The following is a 15,270-nucleotide window of genomic DNA, read 5'->3' as shown; positions in this document are numbered from 1 at the left end:
CGACGCGGAAGCGTCTGGCGGCGCCCGGCCTCGCCACGCTCCGCGGGGCCCGAAGCGCTAGAGTCGGCGCCATGCGGCCCGTCCTCCCCCTCTCCCTCGCGCAGCCCTTGCACGATGCGGCGTCGAGTCGACGCATCGAGTCGGCCGCGCTCTCTTGCCACCCGCCCCACACGCTGATCGAACGAGCCGGCCTGGCGGTCGCCCGACTCGCGCTGGCGCTGCGACCGCTCGGCCGCCACGCCGTCGTCATCGCCGGCCCCGGCAACAACGGCGGCGACGGCCTCATCGCGGCCCGGCATCTCGCGGCACGCGGATGGCGCGTCGACCTGCGTCTCATCGGGGCTGAACCGCGCCCGGGCACCGATGCGGCCCATGCGCTCGACGGCGCTCGTGCCGCTGGCTTGACGCCGCTCACCGACCTCGCCCCGCTGCCACACGATGCCGACTTGGTCATCGATGCCCTCCTCGGCCTTGGCGCGAACCGCGCGCCCGACGGCGCGTTCGTCGAAGCGATCCAGGCCATCGCCGCCTTGCGCAGTGCTGGCGCCCTGGTGCTTTCCGTGGACCTGCCGAGCGGGCTCGACGCGCGCACGGGCCAGCCGCTGGGCGCCGACGTGGTCGAGGCCGACCACACGCTGACCTTCCTGACACTCAAGACCGGGCTGTTCACCGGCGAAGGGCGCGCGCTCGCCGGGCGCCTGTGGTTCGATGACCTCGGCGAGGCGCCGGCCGAGGGCGCCGTCGCGCAAGCGCCCGCCACGCTCTTCGGCCGTGAGCGCATCGCGCGCTGGCAGCGCGATTTCCGCCGGTCGGCCTCGAGCCACAAGGGGCGGCATGGCGACGTGGTCGTGCTCGGCGGGGCGCCGACGATGCGCGGCGCCGCGTGGCTCGCGGCCACGTCCGCGCTCGCGGCCGGCGCCGGGCGTGTCTACGCGGCGCTGCCCGATGACGACGGCCTGGCCTGGCCGGCGCGGCCGGAGCTGATGCATTGGGACTTCGCGCGCTGGAGCGCTCCCGCCGAAGCCTGGCGGGACGTCGTCGCGGTGTGCGGCTGCGGCGGCGGGACGGCGATCGCGCCGGCGCTCTCGACCGTGCTGCATGGCGCACGCCACGTCGTGCTCGATGCCGACGCGCTCAACCTCGTGGCCGGCGATGAATCGCTGCAGGCCTCGCTGCGCCGTCGCGCCGCCCATGGCTGGTCGACCCTCCTGACGCCCCATCCGCTGGAAGCCGCCCGCCTGCTCGGACTGACGTCAGCCGCCGACGTGCAGGCCGACCGGCTCGCGGCCGCCGCGCAGCTCGCTCAGCGCTTCGGCGCGACGGTAGTGCTGAAGGGCTCGGGCAGCGTCGTCGCTTCGGCGGCGCAGCCCTTATCGATCAACAGCACCGGCTCGTCGGCGCTGGCGACGGCGGGCAGCGGCGATGTGCTGGCCGGCTGGATCGGCGGCATGTGGGCGCAGTCGCCGGAGGTCTCGCCACACGATCTCGCCACGGCGGCCGTCGCCTGGCACGGTGCCGCCGCGGAAGGCCACGCCGGCCCGATGCTCGCCGCAGACCTCGTGGCCGCGATGGCCGCGCTGCACGCCCGGGCAGCGTAGCCGCGCGCCCACAACGACGAAGGCCTGGCAATGCCAGGCCTCGTGTCGTCCCGCTCGAAGCGGGTGATCTTCCGTCAGGCGCCTCGCTTGCGACGCGTCGTCTTGGCCGCGGGGGCGCCGCTGCCCTTCGCGGCGACCGACTTCGCCGCGCCGCGCGCCGTGCGCTTGGCCGCCTTGACCGGATGCGCCGACGCGCCCTTGGTCGCGCGTTCCGACTTGCGGCGCTCGGCCTTCAGCACGCGGTCGGCCTGCTCGATGCGCTCGAGCGCATCGACCGCCGTGGGCGGGTCCGGCGGCGGCAGCGGCATCGGCTCGACCGTCGCGGCGGGCGCGGCCGCGGCTTCACGCCGGGCACGCTGCTCGGCGCGCTTGTCCTGCTTGCGCGCCGGCCCCTTGCCGTCACCCCGCTTGTCGCCGAACTTGTCGCGGTGGGCGCCGCGCAGCAGGCGGTGCTCGTCCTGCTCGCGCACCAGGCGGAAGTCGATCTTGCGGCCGTCCAGGTCGACGCGGCTGACCTGCACCTGCACGCGCGCGCCGGTGGCATAACGAATGCCGGTGCGCTCGCCCCGCAGTTCCTGGCGGACCTCGTCGAAGCGGAAGTACTCGCCACCGAGCTCGGTGATGTGGATCAGGCCCTCGACGTACATCGCGTCGAGCTGCACGAACAGGCCGAAGCTCGTCACCGCGCTGACGGTGCCGGCGAACTCCTCGCCCAGGTGGTCGCGCATGTAGCGGCACTTCAGCCAGGCCTCGACATCGCGGGAGGCCTCGTCGGCGCGGCGCTCGTTGGCGCTGCAGTGCGCGCCGACCACCTCCCAGCGCTCGAGCTCGGTCGACGCCAGGCCCGGGTTCGGGATCTTCGGCGCGGCCTTGCCCGGTCGCTTCGGCAGCGGATTGGCCGCTTCCATCTTGTGCGCGTCCAGGGCGTACTTCTTCGTGCCGAGCAGGGCCTTGATCACGCGGTGCACCAGCAGGTCCGGATAACGCCGGATCGGGCTGGTGAAGTGCGTGTAGGCCTGGTACGCGAGGCCGAAGTGGCCCGAGTTGAACGGCGTGTAGATCGCCTGCTGCATCGAGCGCAACAGCATCGTGTGGATCTGCTGGGCGTCGGGACGGTCCTTGGTCGCCTGCGCGATCGCCTGGAATTCGCCCGGCGTGGGATCGTCGCTGATGCCCATGCCGATGCCCAGCGCGCGCAGGTAGGCCTGCAGCGTGCCGCGCTTCTCGGGCGTCGGGCCCTCGTGGACGCGATACAGAGACGCGTGCTTGCCGCCGGCGATGAAGTCGGCCGCGCAGACGTTGGCGGCGAGCATCGCCTCCTCGATCAGCCGGTGCGCCTCGTTGCGGGTGCGCGGCACGATCTTCTCGATGCGGCCGTTGTCGTCGCAGACGATCTGGGTCTCGGTGGTCTCGAAGTCCACCGCGCCGCGCTTGGCCCGCTGCGACAGCAGCGCGCGGTAGACCTCGTGCAGGTGCAGCAGGTGCGGCACCAGCGCCTGGCGCTTGTGGGCCTCGGGGCCATGGGTGTTGCCCAGGATCGCCGCCACCTCGGTGTAGGTGAAGCGCGCATGCGAGTTGATGACCGCGGGATAGAACTGGTAGGCGTGCAGTTCGCCGGCCTCGGTGACCAGCATGTCGCAGACCATGGACAGGCGGTCCTGCTCCGGATTCAGCGAGCACAGCCCGTTGGAGAGCTTCTCCGGCAGCATGGGGATCACGCGGCGAGGGAAGTAGACCGAGGTCGCGCGCTCATAGGCGTCGCGGTCCAGCGGCTCGCCGGGCTTGACGTAATGGCTGACGTCGGCGATCGCCACCAGCAGGCGCCAGCCCTTGAAGGCGGTCTTGCCTCTGCCCTGCTTGTGGGGTTCGCAATAGACGGCGTCGTCGAAGTCGCGCGCGTCCTCGCCGTCGATGGTCACCAGCGCCACGTCGCGCAGGTCGATGCGGTGCTTCATGTCGACCGCGCGGACGCGGTCCGGCAGCTTCGCGGCCTGCTGCAGCGTGTCGGCGCTGAAGGCGTGCGGGACCTCGTACTTGCGCACGGCGATCTCGATCTCCATGCCGGGGTCGTCGATCTCGCCCAGCACTTCGGTCACCCGGCCGACCGGCTGCGAGTACAGCGACGGCGGTTCGGTCAGCTCGACCGCGACGATCTGGCCGGCGGTGGCGTTGGCGATCGCGTTCTTCGGGACCAGGATGTCCTGGCCATAACGCTTGTCTTCGGGCGCGACGAGCCAGATGCCGGACTCCAGCAGCAGCCGGCCGATGATGGGCTTCTTGCGGCGCTCCAGGATCTCCAGCACGCGGCCTTCGGGGCGGTTGCGCTTGTCGAAGCGCACAACGCGCACCCGCAAGCGGTCGCCGTGCATCACGGCGTGCATTTCCTGCGAGGAGAGGTAAACGTCGGGCTGGCCGTCGTCGGGCATCAGGAATCCGTGCCCATCCCGGTGACCTTGCACCGTGCCTTCGATCTCCCCCATCAGCGGATGGCTCTGGGGGCTTGCGTTCTTGAAGTTTTTGATAATAGAATCCTTGTCTTTCCTGAAACGCAGAAGCCGTTTGGCGTTTCGAAGAAACTGAAGGCTCAAGAATACTGCAAAGTCGCTTGAGCTGAGTTTTTCGAGAAGTTGGCTTTTGACCTTGCCCAGGTGGCGGAATTGGTAGACGCACTAGTTTCAGGTACTAGCGGGTAACTCCGTGGAGGTTCGAGTCCTCTCCTGGGCACCAATTCTGAAAAGCCGGCCATGAGCCGGCTTTTCTCATTTTTCCGCCCAGGAAGTGATGTCCGGTGGACATCACGGGAGGACTCGAATGGTTTGGACCGTTGGTCCAAACCGGGGTCGCGCGAAGCGTGACCGAGTCCTCTCCGGCGGTGGCAGCGAGCGCGGCGCCCGCGCAGCAATCCCAAACGAAAAGGGCCGACATCCGTCAGCCCTTCCCTCATCAGATCGCGAATTTCTTCGCCAGCGCATCTGGCCGCAGCGCGTCGTAATCCTCGAACGGCTGATGGATCCACGGGCTGGTTTCCAGCATTTCGACGTAATAGTCGGGCGTGTACTCCGACACGCTCTTCGTCCAGATCACCGCCGAGCGCAGCTCGCTGATGGCCGGCATGCCCCGCAGCCGCTCCACGACCGCCTTCAGCGTCACGCCAGAGTCCGCCAGGTCGTCCACCAGCAGCACTCTCCCGGCCAGTTCACCCTTGGGCATGGTGATGTACTTGGCGATATCCAACCGCCCCTGGATCGTCCCCGCCTCGGCCCGATAAGAGCTGGTCGACATGATGCCCAGCGGCTTGTCGAACACCCGCGACAGCACATCCCCCGGGCGCATGCCGCCACGCGCCAGGCACAGGATCTGGTCGAACTCCCAGCCGGAGGCGTGCACCTTCAGCGCCAGGCGTTCGATCAGCAAATGGTATTCATCCCAGGACACGTACAGATGTTTGCCGTCGTCGGTCAGCATGGGGGAGGCTCCTCAGCGAAGAATGGATCAGGTCTGGATAAGACGGAATACAACAGGGCTCGAGCGATCGCTCAACCCTGGAACGGGTGCTGCAGCAGGATGGTGTGGTCGCGGTCGGGGCCGGTGGACACCATGGCGATCGGCGCGCCGATCACCGCTTCCACGCGCTTCAGGTAGTTGCGCGCGTTCTCCGGCAGTTGCTCCCAGCGGGTGATGCCGAAGGTCGATTCGGTCCAGCCGGGGAAGACTTCGTAGATGGGCTTGCACGCGGCGATCTCGTCGCCGTCCAGCGGCAGGATGTCGAGCTGCTTGCCGTCGAGCTCATAGCCCACGCACATGTTGATCTCAGCCAGGCCGTCGAGCACGTCCAGCTTCGTCAGGCACAGGCCGCTGATGCCGTTGATGATGATCGAGCGCTTCAGCGCGGCGGCATCGATCCAGCCGCAGCGGCGCGCACGGCCGGTGACCGTGCCGCGCTCCTGGCCGACCGTCGACAGGTGGTGACCCACCGTGCCGGGCGTTTCCCAGTCCAGCTCGGTCGGGAACGGGCCCGAACCGACGCGGGTCGCATAGGCCTTCGTGATGCCCAGCATGTAATGCAGCATCTGCGGCCCCACACCCGCGCCCGCGGCGGCGTTGCCGGCAACGCAGTTGCTCGAGGTGACATACGGATAGGTGCCGTGGTCGATGTCCAGCAGCGTGCCCTGCGCGCCTTCGAACAGGATGTTGTCGCCGCGCAGATGCGCCTTGTGCAGCATGTAGCCGACGTCGGCCATCATCGGCTTGATCTGCTCCGCCAGCGCCATCGCATGGTCGAAGATCGGCTGGAACTCCAGCGCCTTCGCATTCAGGTAGCCGGTCAGCGCGACGTTGTGCAGATCGATCAGTTCCTTGAGCTTCTTGGCGAAACGCTCCGGATGCTTCAGGTCCTGCACACGCAGCGCGCGGCGGGCGACCTTGTCTTCGTAGGCCGGGCCGATGCCCTTGCCGGTCGTGCCGATCTTGCCGCTGCCGCTGCTCTCGCGCAGCGCCTCGCGGGCGCGGTCGACCTCGACGTGGAAGGGCAGGATCAGCGGGCAGGACTCGCTGATGTACAGGCGCGAACGCACCTCGACGCCGGCCTTCTCCAGGCGCTCGATCTCCGACAGCAGGTGGGTCGGATCCAGCACCACGCCGTTGCCGATGTAGCAGGCGACGCCGTCGCGCATGATGCCCGAGGGGATCAGCTGCAGCGCCGTCTTCACGCCCTTGATGACCAGCGTGTGGCCGGCGTTGTGACCGCCCTGGAAGCGCACCACGCCCTGGGCGTGATCGGTCAGCCAGTCGACGACCTTGCCCTTGCCTTCGTCACCCCACTGGGTGCCGACGACCACCACGTTGCGGCCGCGCGCGATCTCACTGCTTTGCATGACGTTCTTCCGATGATTTGAGATTGAGGGGTGGGGGGGCCGATCGCGTCGCTCAGAGCGATCGCAGCACCCATTGACCGCCGGCCTGAACCAGCTCGCGGTCGCATTCGAACTCGTCGTTCTCTTGTTCGTGGCCCGGCAGCACGCAGACCACGGTTTCGCCCTGCTCGCGCAGGCGACGGACGGCCGCGCGCAGGTCGGGATCCTCGCCCCAGGGGGCACGCACCGCGGCCCGCAGCGAGGTGGCGGGAATCAGCCCCACCAGCGTCTTCAGGTCCAGGCTGAAGCCGACCGCCGGACGGCGACGGCCGAAGACCGCCCCCACCTCGTCGTAGCGGCCGCCGCGCAGGACGGCATCGGTGCCGCCCACCGCGTACAGCGCGAAACGCACGCCGCTGTAGTAGCCGAAGCCCGGCAGGTCGGCGAGGTCCACGCCGATGCGCACGTCGGGATAGGCCGCGCGCAGGTGACGGATCAACCACTCCAGGTCGTCCAGCGCAGCCGTGACCAGCGCATTGGCCGGCAGCGCGCGGCGCGCGTCGGCCAGCACCTCGACACCGCCGTACAGGCGCAGCAGCGTCTGCAGCGCGGTGACGACGTCGTCCGGGAGTTCGTTGGAGAACGCCGCCACGCCGGCCGCGTCCTTGGCGGCCATGGCGGCCACCAGCGCATTCAGGCGGTCCTCGCTCAAGGCGTGATCGCCCAGCACGCCACGCACCAGGCGCGCGTCGCCGAGGTCCAGCACCAGCTGCGTCAGGCCGGCGCGCTGCATCGCGTCGATGGCCAGTTCCTGCGCCTCCAGGTCGGCCTCGAGCCCGGCATGGCCGTAGATCTCGACGCCGAACTGCAGCGGCTCGCGCGTCGCAGTCAGGCCTTCGGCGCGGGTGTGCAGCACCGGACCGCAGTAGCACAGGCGCGTCACGCCGGCGCGGTTCAGGAGGTGGGCATCGATGCGCGCGACCTGCGGCGTGGTGTCGGCGCGCAGGCCCAGGCTGCGACCGGAGAGCTGGTCGACGAGCTTGAAGGTCTTGAGGTCCAGCGCCTGACCGGTGCCGGAAAGCAGCGAGTCGAGATGCTCCAGCATCGGAGGCATCACCAGCTCGCAACCGTAGGTCCGCGCCATGTCCAGCAACTCGCGGCGCAGTTCTTCGATGCGGCGGGCCTGGGAGGGCAGGACGTCAGCAATGTGCTCGGGCAGCAGCCAAGCAGAGGCCATGGACGTTCAGGGAGGGGGTTAAAAACGGCATTGTACCGGGGTCGCGGCGAACCTCGACCTCCGAGCCCCTCACGCGGGGGCCCGGCGCGGATTCGCCAACGATTCACCGAGCCTTCGTGACGGGCTGCCCATTTGGGATGCTTCGGGCGCTTCGGGAGCGCGTCAAAGCAGCAACAGCAGCAGCGCGCCGCAGACGAGACTGGCCAGCCCGAGGAACCTCAGCTGCCCGTCGCTCATCGCCAACAGCCGGGCGAACAGCTGCCGCCAGGCGCCGGGATTGAGGAACGGCATCAGCCCTTCCATGATCAGCAGCAGCGCCAGCGCCGCCAGCCACTTGTCGCCGCTCATGACGGGACCGCCCTCCCCGGCTGTCGCCGGCCAGTTCGATGGCGAACGGGCGGGCCGACCGGCCCGCCCGGGATCACTTCTTCGGAGCCGCCGCCGGCGCGCCCGGGCCGCCGGTGCGCATCGTGTTGAAGAACTGGCTCGACGGGTCCAGCACCATCACGTCGCCCTTGCCCTTGAACGAGCGCTGGTACGCATCCAGCGAGCGATAGAACTGCGCGAACTGGGGATCGCGACCGAAGGATTCCGAGTACAGCGCCGACGCCTTGGCATCGCCCTCGCCCATGATCTTCTGCGCGTCGCGGTAGGCCTCGGCGGTGATGATCTCGCGCTGCTTGTCGGCATCGGCCTTGATCTTCTCGCCCTCGGCCGCGCCGGTCGAACGCAGTTCGTTGGCGACGCGGGCGCGTTCCGACTTCATGCGGTTGTAGACCGACTCGGTGATGTTGGCGGCGAAGTCGACCCGCTTGACCCGCACATCGACGATCTCGATGCCGAACTGCTTGGCTTCTTCCTCGAGGCGCTTGCGCACGTCCTGCATGACCTTCTCGCGCTCGGTGGCCAGCACCGCGCGCACGGTGCGCTTGGTCACTTCCTCGTTGAGCGCGGCCTGCACGATCGGGCTCAGGCGGGTTTCCAGGTTGCGCAACTGCGTGCCGCTGTTGCGGATGTACTGGCGCGAGTCGACGATGCGCCACTTCACCAGCCAGTCGATGACCAGGCTCTTCTTCTCGGCGGTGAAGATGGGGCGCGGATCGGCCGCGTCCAGCGTCTGCACGCGGCGGTCCAGGAAGACCACGTTCTGCAGCGGCGGCGGCAGCTTGAACTTCAGGCCGGGCTCGGTGATCACTTCCTTGATCTCGCCCAGCGAATAGACGACCGCGAACTGGCGCTGGTCGACGACGAACAGCGTCGAGCTGGCGATCATGAACAGGATCAACAGGCCGACGACGACGGAGACGATGCGATTCATTGTTGTGGGCTCCCTGTCGATCAACGGCCGTCGCGGTCGCGGCTGCGCATGCTGTCGCGCGAGCGCGGATCGCTGCCCAGCGACGAGGCGCCCGAGGTCGCCGGATCGGTCGGCACCACCGGCGTGGGCGCCGTGGTCGTGACCGTGCCGCCGGGCTGCGTCTGCTGCATCAGCTTGTCCAGCGGCAGGTACAGCAGGTTGGAACCGCTCCTGGCGTCCACCATCACCTTGGTCACGCGGGAATAGACCTGCTGCATCGTGTCGATGTAGAGGCGGTCGCGGGTGACGGCCGGCGCCTTCTGGTACTCGGCCAGCACCGACTTGAAGCGCTGCGCGTCACCCTCGGCGAACGAGACGACGCGGGCGCGGTAGGCCTCAGCATCCTCGCGCAGGCGGGCCGCCTGGCCCTGCGCGCGGGGGATCACGTCGTTGGCATAGGCCTCGCCTTCGTTCTTCAGGCGCTCGCGGTCGGCGTTGGCGCGGAAGGCATCGTCGAAGGCGGCCTGCACCTGCTCGGGCGGCTGCACGCTGCTGACGTTGACGTTGACGATCTGGATGCCAGTCTTGAGCCGGTCCAGCTGCGCCTGGATGGACTTGGCCAGGTCGATCGCGATCGCGTCGCGCTGCTCGTACAGCACCGAGTCCATGTTGCTGCGGCCGACGATCTCGCGCACCGCGGACTCGGACGCCTGGTTGACGGCCTCGTCGGTGTTGAAGTTCTCGAAGAGGTAGTCGCGCGCATCCTTCAGCCGGTACTGCACGGTGAAGCGGATGTCGATGATGTTCTCGTCCTGCGTCAGCATCGACGAATCCCGCAGGCCCGATGCCTGGCCGACCGAATTGCGGCCGACCTCGACGGACTGCAGCTGCGTGAACGACACCACCTCGTGCGCCTGGAACGGATACGGCAGGCGGTACTGGATGCCGGCATCGACGGTGCGGCTGTACTTGCCGAAGGACGTGATGACGCCCTGCTGACCTTCCTGGACGATGAACACGCCGCTGGCCAGCCAGCCCAGCACCACCACGCCGACCACCAGGCCAACGCCGATGCCGGCGCCCTTCATGTCGGGCTGCGGGCCACCGCCGCCGCTGCCCGCCGGACCGTTGCCGTCATTGCCGCCGCGGCCGCCGAACAGGCGCGAGAGCTTGCGGTTGAAATCGCGCCACAGCTCGTCCAGGTCGGGCGGGCCTTCGTTGCGGCCATTGCTCATCCAGAGCCCCACCCAGCGGCGCAGGCCACCGGCTCCACCCTGCGGGCCACGTCCGCCGCCAGCGGCGGACAGGCGATCGTCTTGATTCATACGCATCCTGATGAGGAAGTCTTGTTGCGAGTATCGGGCATTGCGCAGCGCTCTCAGCCTGTACGTCCCTGCGGATCATCCTGCGGGTCTGTCCGAGCTTGGGTCAGGTCTTGATCGTTCAAGGCGTCGTCGTCACCGTCATCTCCGTCAGTCGACGCCGGTTTTCCGGAGACCGCGGAATCATCATTCCCGTCGGCCCCGTCGGCGTCCTCGAGCGCCAGGCCGGCGTACTCGGGCACCGGCTCGGCCTGCATCAGCGAGGCGATCATCGCGCGCAGTTCGTCCAGACCCTCGCCCTGCGCCGCGCTCACGAAGACGCGGGGCAGGCGCTGGCCGCCGTGCTCGCCGCCGATGCGCGTCAGCCAGTCCTGCAGCTGGCGCGGGCGCTGCGTGGGCTCGAGCAGGTCCAGCTTGTTGTAGACGAGGATCTGCGGAATGTGCTGCGCGCCGATCTCGGCGAGCACCCGCTCGACCTCCTCCATCTGCTCGGTCAGCACCGGGCTGGCGGCGTCGACCACGTGCAGCAGCAGGTCGGCATCCGCGGCCTCCTGCAGCGTGGCCTTGAACGCCTCGACCAGCTTGTGCGGCAGGTCGCGGATGAAGCCGACGGTGTCGGACAACGAGACGCTGGTGCCCGCCTCCTCGAGGTAGAGCGAACGCGTCGTCGTGTCCAGCGTGGCGAAGAGCTGGTTGGCCGCGTAGGTCCTGGCCTTGGTCAGGGCATTGAACAGCGTGCTCTTGCCGGCATTGGTGTAGCCCACCAGCGAGACGCGGAACACCCCGTTGCGGGCGCGGGCGCGGCGCTGCGTGGAGCGCTGGCGCTCGACCTTCTTGAGGCGTTCCTTGATCGACTTGATGCGGTCGTCGATCATCCGGCGGTCCAGTTCGATCTGGCGCTCGCCGGGGCCGCCGCGCATGCCGATACCGCCGCTCTGGCGCTCCAGGTGGCTCCAGCGGCGCACCAGGCGCGTGGCGAGGTACTGGAGCCGCGCCAGCTCGACCTGCAGCTTGCCCTCGAAGCTCTGGGCGCGCGCGGCGAAGATCTCCAGGATCAGCGCGGTGCGGTCGGCCACGGGCACGCCGAGGTGGCGTTCCAGGTTGCGTTGTTGGGCGGGGGAGATGGCCTGGTCGAACAGCACGGTGTGCGCGCCCAGCGCGTCCACCATCAGCTTGATCTCGTCGGCCTTGCCGGACCCGACGAACAGCGCCGCGTCGGGCGCCTTGCGCTTGGCGACGATCCGGGCGACCGGTGTGTCACCGGCCGATTCGGCCAGCAGCGCGAGTTCGTCGAGGGTGGGGTCGAAGGCCACGTCGCGGCCCAGATCGACCCCCACCAGAATGGCGCGCGCCGCCTCGGGGGGCGGCGTCGAATGGGTGGGGTCTTGTTTGGTCAATCAGCGTCAGCTGGCGTCGTTGCTCTCGCCGGCGTGGAAGTTCACGGCGCGGCCGGGGACCACCGTGGAGATGGCGTGCTTGTAGACCATCTGCGTCACCGTATTGCGCAGCAGCACCACGTACTGGTCAAAGGACTCGATGTGGCCTTGCAGCTTGATGCCGTTCACGAGGTAGATGCTCACAGGAACATGCTCCTTGCGCAGCAGGTTCAGGAAGGGGTCTTGCAAGAGTTGTCCTTTGTTGCTCACGATATGCTCCGTGTTGTGAGAGTGGTGTTGGAAGCCCGGACCTTATCACAGCACCGGGTTTCCCCGGACGACCGCGCGCTCAGGTTTCGGCGAACGGGTTCTTCGAGGACCGCAACTCGATCCGCAGCGGCGTGCCCACCAGCTTGTAGTGGTCGCGGATGCGCCCTTCCAGGTAGCGCTTGTAGACGTCGCTGACGCCGTCCAGCGCATTCCCGTGAATGACGACGATCGGGGGATTCATCCCGCCCTGGTGCGCGTAGCGCAGCTTCGGACGCGAGATCCCCGCCCGCTGCGGTTGCTGGTGCTGCACCGCCTCCTGGATGAGACGGGTCAGCACCGGCGTCGTCATCTTGCGATAGGCCGACGAATAGGCATCCGCCAGCGCCTTCCACAGCGGGCCCAGGCCCTGCCGCTTCAGCGCGGAAATCTTCAGGATGGGGGCGAAGCGCAGGAATCCAAGACGGGTCAGGATCTGGCGTTCGATGGTTTCGCGCTGGTAGCTGTCGATCGCGTCCCACTTGTTGATCGCCACCACCACGGCGCGGCCGCTGTCCAGGACGTAGCCGGCGATGTGGGCATCCTGGTCGGTGACGCCCTGCGTCGCGTCGATCAGCAGCAGCACCACGTTGGCGTCGGCGATCGCCTGCAGCGTCTTGACGACCGAGAACTTTTCGATCGCCTCGAACACCTTGCCCTTGCGGCGCAGGCCGGCGGTGTCGATCAGCTTGAACTTCTGGCCGTTGCGCTCGAAGTCGACGCTGATGGCGTCGCGCGTCGTGCCCGGCATGTCGAACGCCACCAGGCGTTCCTCGCCCAGCCAGGTGTTGATCAGCGTGCTCTTGCCGACGTTGGGCCGGCCGGCGACCGCCAGGCGGATCGCCTTGGACTCGTCCTCTTCCGCGCCCTCGCCTTCGAAGGCCTCGTCCTCGGCGGGCGCCTCGAAGCTGTCCAGCACGGCTTCCAGCAGCGAGCGGATGCCCTGCCCGTGCGCGGCCGAGACCGGATGCGGCTCGCCCATGCCCAGTTCATGGAACTCGGCCAGCAGCGGGCTGTCGCTCATGCCCTCGGCCTTGTTGACCGCGACGAAGACGCGCTTGTTGCACTGGCGCAGGTAGCGGCCGATGTCCTGGTCCTGGCCGGCCAGGCCGGTGCGCACGTCCAGCACGAAGATGACGGCATCCGCCTCGGCCACGGCCTGGCGGGTCTGCTTGGCCATCTCCTTGACGATGCCGGTGGAGCTGTCGGGCTCGAAGCCGCCGGTGTCGATGACGATGAACTCGCGATCGCCCAGGCGCCCGTCGCCGTAATGGCGATCGCGCGTGAGACCGGCGAAGTCCGCGACGATGGCGTCGCGGCTCTTCGTCATCCGGTTGAACAGCGTGGACTTGCCCACGTTGGGGCGGCCCACCAGGGCAATCACAGGTTTCATATCAGTCTTGGCGCAGCGCGAACAGGCGTCCGCTGCGGGTGGCGACCAGCACCGTGCCGCCGAGCTGCACCGGCGCCGCGGCGATGCCGGAGCTGTCGGTCTGCAGGCGCTGCACGGTCTGGCCCTTGTCCTTGGACAGGAAGTGCACATAGCCCTCGCTGTCGCCGACGATGACCGACTTGTCGGTCACCAGCGGCGCGCTGAGCTTGCGGTTCTGGAATTGGTCGGCGGTCCAGACGACGTCGCCGCTGCGGGTGCCCCAGGCGGTCAGCCGGTCCGAGGCGTCGCCACCGACGACGATCGTCGCGTCGGCCCCCACGCCGCGCAGGCCGGCGTTGTTGCGGGTCCAGATGGTGTTGCCGCGCTCGCCGTTGACGCAGGCGACGGCCGACTGGAACGCGCGGGCGCAGAACACCTCGTTGTCGCGGGCCATCGGGCCGACCAGGTCGGCCAGGCGCTCGACCTCGTTGGTGCCGCGCGGGTTGGCGATGGTCGCTTCCCACATCAACAGGCCGCGGGTCGGGTCGACACCCGCCAGGCGGGAGCCCTGCCCCACCAGCAGCGTGTTCTGGTAGGCGCCGATCACGCCGGCCTGCTGCAGCGTCAGCGGCTCGCCCGGACGGCGCAGCTCCCACAGGCGACGACCATCGGCCGCGTCGAAGGCCAGCACCGCGCGGTCCAGCGTCAGCACGAACACGCGCTCGCCGGCAACGAACGGCGCGGTGATCACCGGGGTCGTCAGCGTCTTGCGCCACAGGATCCTGTCGCCCTCGGTGACGACCAGCTCGTTCTCGCGCGTCACGGCGGCGGCGAAGCGGCCATCGCTGCCGACGCCGGCGCTCAGGCCCTTGCCGATGTCGGCGCGCCACAGCGTGGTGCCGTCGGTGGCGGAGATCGCGCTGATCACGCCGTCCGACCCGCCCACGACGAAGCGGTCGTTCACCGCGGTGATGGTCAGCGGGAACTTGACGCTGTCCACCCGCGCTTCCCAGGCCACGCGGGCCTGCGCCGACGGGGTGATGTTCTCCAGCGGCGCCGGCTTGGGCGCGTTCGAGCTGCTGAACAGCGAGCAGGCGCCCAGCGTCATCGCGACGCCGCCCAGCAGCAGCGCCCGGCTCAGCGCGCCCAGGGTGACGCGGGCCGTCATTGCGCGGCTCCCGCGGCGGCGGCATCGCCACCCACCGCCACACCCAGGCTGGCCAACTTCACTTCCAGCAGGCGGCGGTAGTCCAGCTGCTTGTCCATGCCGTCATACGCCTTCTTGAACTCGGTCTTGGCGACATCGGGCTTGTTCTGCAGCAGCGCCAGGTCGCCGCGGCGGTCGGCGGCCAGCGGCGCGAAGTCGGCGCTCTTGACGCCGTCCAGCGTCTTGGCGGCTTCGTCGTACTGCTTGGCGTCCATCTGCAGCGCCGCCAGTCTCAGGCGGGCCAGGTCGCGGTAGGCCTCGCCCTTGGCATTGGCCACCGCCCAGGTCAGCGTGGCGCGCGCGTCGTCGGCCTTCTCCTTGTCCAGCTGCAGCTTGGCGGTCATCAGCGCGGCCTGCGCCGTGTAGCCGGTGGAGGCGAAGTCCTGCTTCAGCGTGCCGAAGACGGCCGCGCCCTTGCCCAGGTCGCCGGCCTGGACCGCGCGTTCCAGCTCGCTGAACATCGCGCCGGCCTTGGCGGCCTCGTTGCGCTGCCAGTAGTTCCAGCCGGTCCAGCCGGCGTAGGCCACCAGCACCAGCGTCAGCAGCCAGGTGATCGCATTGCCCCAGCGCTTCCAGAACGCCTTGAGCTGCTCCAGCTGTTCCTGTTCTTCGAGATCGAGATGAGCCGCCATGTGCGAGTGTGGGTCCGTCGGTTGAGGGTCGAAGCCGGCCCGGCGCGAGCGTCGGCCGGCTGGGGGAAGT

The 15,270-nt window shown here is 68.8% G+C and carries 13 protein-coding genes and 1 tRNA gene; 2 read left to right on the top strand and 12 right to left on the bottom strand.

What is annotated here, in order from left to right; genetic code table 11:
• Positions 1–71: 71 nt before the first annotated feature.
• Positions 72–1,598, top strand: coding sequence for an NAD(P)H-hydrate dehydratase (locus FHT37_RS01330; protein ID WP_183478544.1), 1,527 nt, complete (start codon positions 72–74; stop codon positions 1,596–1,598).
• A gap of 74 nt (positions 1,599–1,672) precedes the next feature.
• Here FHT37_RS01330 and rnr read toward each other — a convergent pair whose 3' ends face one another.
• Positions 1,673–4,120 (bottom strand): ribonuclease R, encoded by a 2,448-nt coding sequence (rnr, locus tag FHT37_RS01325; RefSeq protein ID WP_409072700.1) that lies wholly within the window; start codon positions 4,118–4,120, stop codon positions 1,673–1,675.
• Between the two features lie 120 nt (positions 4,121–4,240).
• Here rnr and FHT37_RS01320 point away from each other — a divergent pair.
• A tRNA-Leu gene (locus tag FHT37_RS01320) sits at positions 4,241–4,325 on the top strand.
• Between the two features lie 216 nt (positions 4,326–4,541).
• Here the strand turns inward: FHT37_RS01320 and FHT37_RS01315 are convergent.
• From FHT37_RS01315 to FHT37_RS01265, 11 genes are all read right to left on the bottom strand, one after another.
• Positions 4,542–5,063: a phosphoribosyltransferase gene (locus FHT37_RS01315; protein ID WP_091722945.1), complete on the bottom strand. Its 522-nt coding sequence runs from the start codon at positions 5,061–5,063 to the stop codon at positions 4,542–4,544.
• A 71-nt stretch (positions 5,064–5,134) separates the two neighbouring features.
• Complete coding sequence (locus FHT37_RS01310; protein WP_183478543.1) at positions 5,135–6,472, bottom strand: adenylosuccinate synthase; 1,338 nt, start codon at positions 6,470–6,472, stop codon at positions 5,135–5,137.
• 52 nt (positions 6,473–6,524) lie between these two features.
• Complete coding sequence (locus FHT37_RS01305; protein ID WP_091722937.1) at positions 6,525–7,688, bottom strand: ATP phosphoribosyltransferase regulatory subunit; 1,164 nt, start codon at positions 7,686–7,688, stop codon at positions 6,525–6,527.
• A gap of 162 nt (positions 7,689–7,850) precedes the next feature.
• Positions 7,851–8,036, bottom strand: a complete 186-nt coding sequence (locus FHT37_RS01300) for a DUF2065 domain-containing protein (protein ID WP_099861754.1) — start codon at positions 8,034–8,036, stop codon at positions 7,851–7,853.
• Between the two features lie 73 nt (positions 8,037–8,109).
• Complete coding sequence (gene hflC / locus FHT37_RS01295) at positions 8,110–9,006, bottom strand: protease modulator HflC (RefSeq protein ID WP_091722930.1); 897 nt, start codon at positions 9,004–9,006, stop codon at positions 8,110–8,112.
• A gap of 20 nt (positions 9,007–9,026) precedes the next feature.
• Positions 9,027–10,220: an FtsH protease activity modulator HflK gene (gene hflK / locus FHT37_RS01290; RefSeq protein WP_254783385.1), complete on the bottom strand. Its 1,194-nt coding sequence runs from the start codon at positions 10,218–10,220 to the stop codon at positions 9,027–9,029.
• Positions 10,221–10,363: 143 nt separating this feature from the next.
• Complete coding sequence (hflX, locus tag FHT37_RS01285; RefSeq protein ID WP_221210941.1) at positions 10,364–11,704, bottom strand: GTPase HflX; 1,341 nt, start codon at positions 11,702–11,704, stop codon at positions 10,364–10,366.
• A gap of 6 nt (positions 11,705–11,710) precedes the next feature.
• The gene (hfq, locus tag FHT37_RS01280; protein ID WP_091722923.1) at positions 11,711–11,953 is read right to left on the bottom strand and encodes an RNA chaperone Hfq; all 243 of its coding nucleotides are present in this window, start codon (positions 11,951–11,953) and stop codon (positions 11,711–11,713) included.
• Positions 11,954–12,032: 79 nt separating this feature from the next.
• Positions 12,033–13,382, bottom strand: a complete 1,350-nt coding sequence (gene der, locus FHT37_RS01275) for a ribosome biogenesis GTPase Der (protein ID WP_091722919.1) — start codon at positions 13,380–13,382, stop codon at positions 12,033–12,035.
• Between the two features lies 1 nt (position 13,383).
• Positions 13,384–14,529: an outer membrane protein assembly factor BamB gene (gene bamB / locus FHT37_RS01270; protein WP_183478542.1), complete on the bottom strand. Its 1,146-nt coding sequence runs from the start codon at positions 14,527–14,529 to the stop codon at positions 13,384–13,386.
• Positions 14,526–15,200, bottom strand: coding sequence for a tetratricopeptide repeat protein (locus FHT37_RS01265; protein ID WP_091722909.1), 675 nt, complete (start codon positions 15,198–15,200; stop codon positions 14,526–14,528). The genes bamB and FHT37_RS01265 overlap by 4 nt, the downstream gene beginning before the upstream one ends.
• Between the last annotated feature and the right edge of the window lie 70 nt (positions 15,201–15,270).

It is taken from the genome of Mitsuaria sp. BK037, assembly GCF_014193045.1.
In the GTDB taxonomy this organism is placed as follows: domain Bacteria; phylum Pseudomonadota; class Gammaproteobacteria; order Burkholderiales; family Burkholderiaceae_C; genus Roseateles.
The sequence above is the reverse complement of the archived record's forward strand: the minus strand, read 5'-3'. Positions and strand labels throughout refer to the sequence as shown.

Excerpts from the sequence above, each read along its gene's own strand:
- FHT37_RS01310 (WP_183478543.1), bottom strand. The coding sequence starts at position 6,472 with ATGCAAAGCAGTGAGATCGCGCGCGGCCGCAACGTGGTGGTCGTCGGC.
- der (WP_091722919.1), bottom strand. The coding sequence starts at position 13,382 with ATGAAACCTGTGATTGCCCTGGTGGGCCGCCCCAACGTGGGCAAGTCC.
- FHT37_RS01300 (WP_099861754.1), bottom strand. The coding sequence starts at position 8,036 with ATGAGCGGCGACAAGTGGCTGGCGGCGCTGGCGCTGCTGCTGATCATG.
- FHT37_RS01330 (WP_183478544.1), top strand. The coding sequence starts at position 72 with ATGCGGCCCGTCCTCCCCCTCTCCCTCGCGCAGCCCTTGCACGATGCG.
- FHT37_RS01305 (WP_091722937.1), bottom strand. The coding sequence starts at position 7,688 with ATGGCCTCTGCTTGGCTGCTGCCCGAGCACATTGCTGACGTCCTGCCC.
- FHT37_RS01265 (WP_091722909.1), bottom strand. The coding sequence starts at position 15,200 with ATGGCGGCTCATCTCGATCTCGAAGAACAGGAACAGCTGGAGCAGCTC.
- FHT37_RS01315 (WP_091722945.1), bottom strand. The coding sequence starts at position 5,063 with ATGCTGACCGACGACGGCAAACATCTGTACGTGTCCTGGGATGAATAC.
- hflK (WP_254783385.1), bottom strand. The coding sequence starts at position 10,220 with ATGAGCAATGGCCGCAACGAAGGCCCGCCCGACCTGGACGAGCTGTGG.
- bamB (WP_183478542.1), bottom strand. The coding sequence starts at position 14,529 with ATGACGGCCCGCGTCACCCTGGGCGCGCTGAGCCGGGCGCTGCTGCTG.
- hflC (WP_091722930.1), bottom strand. The coding sequence starts at position 9,006 with ATGAATCGCATCGTCTCCGTCGTCGTCGGCCTGTTGATCCTGTTCATG.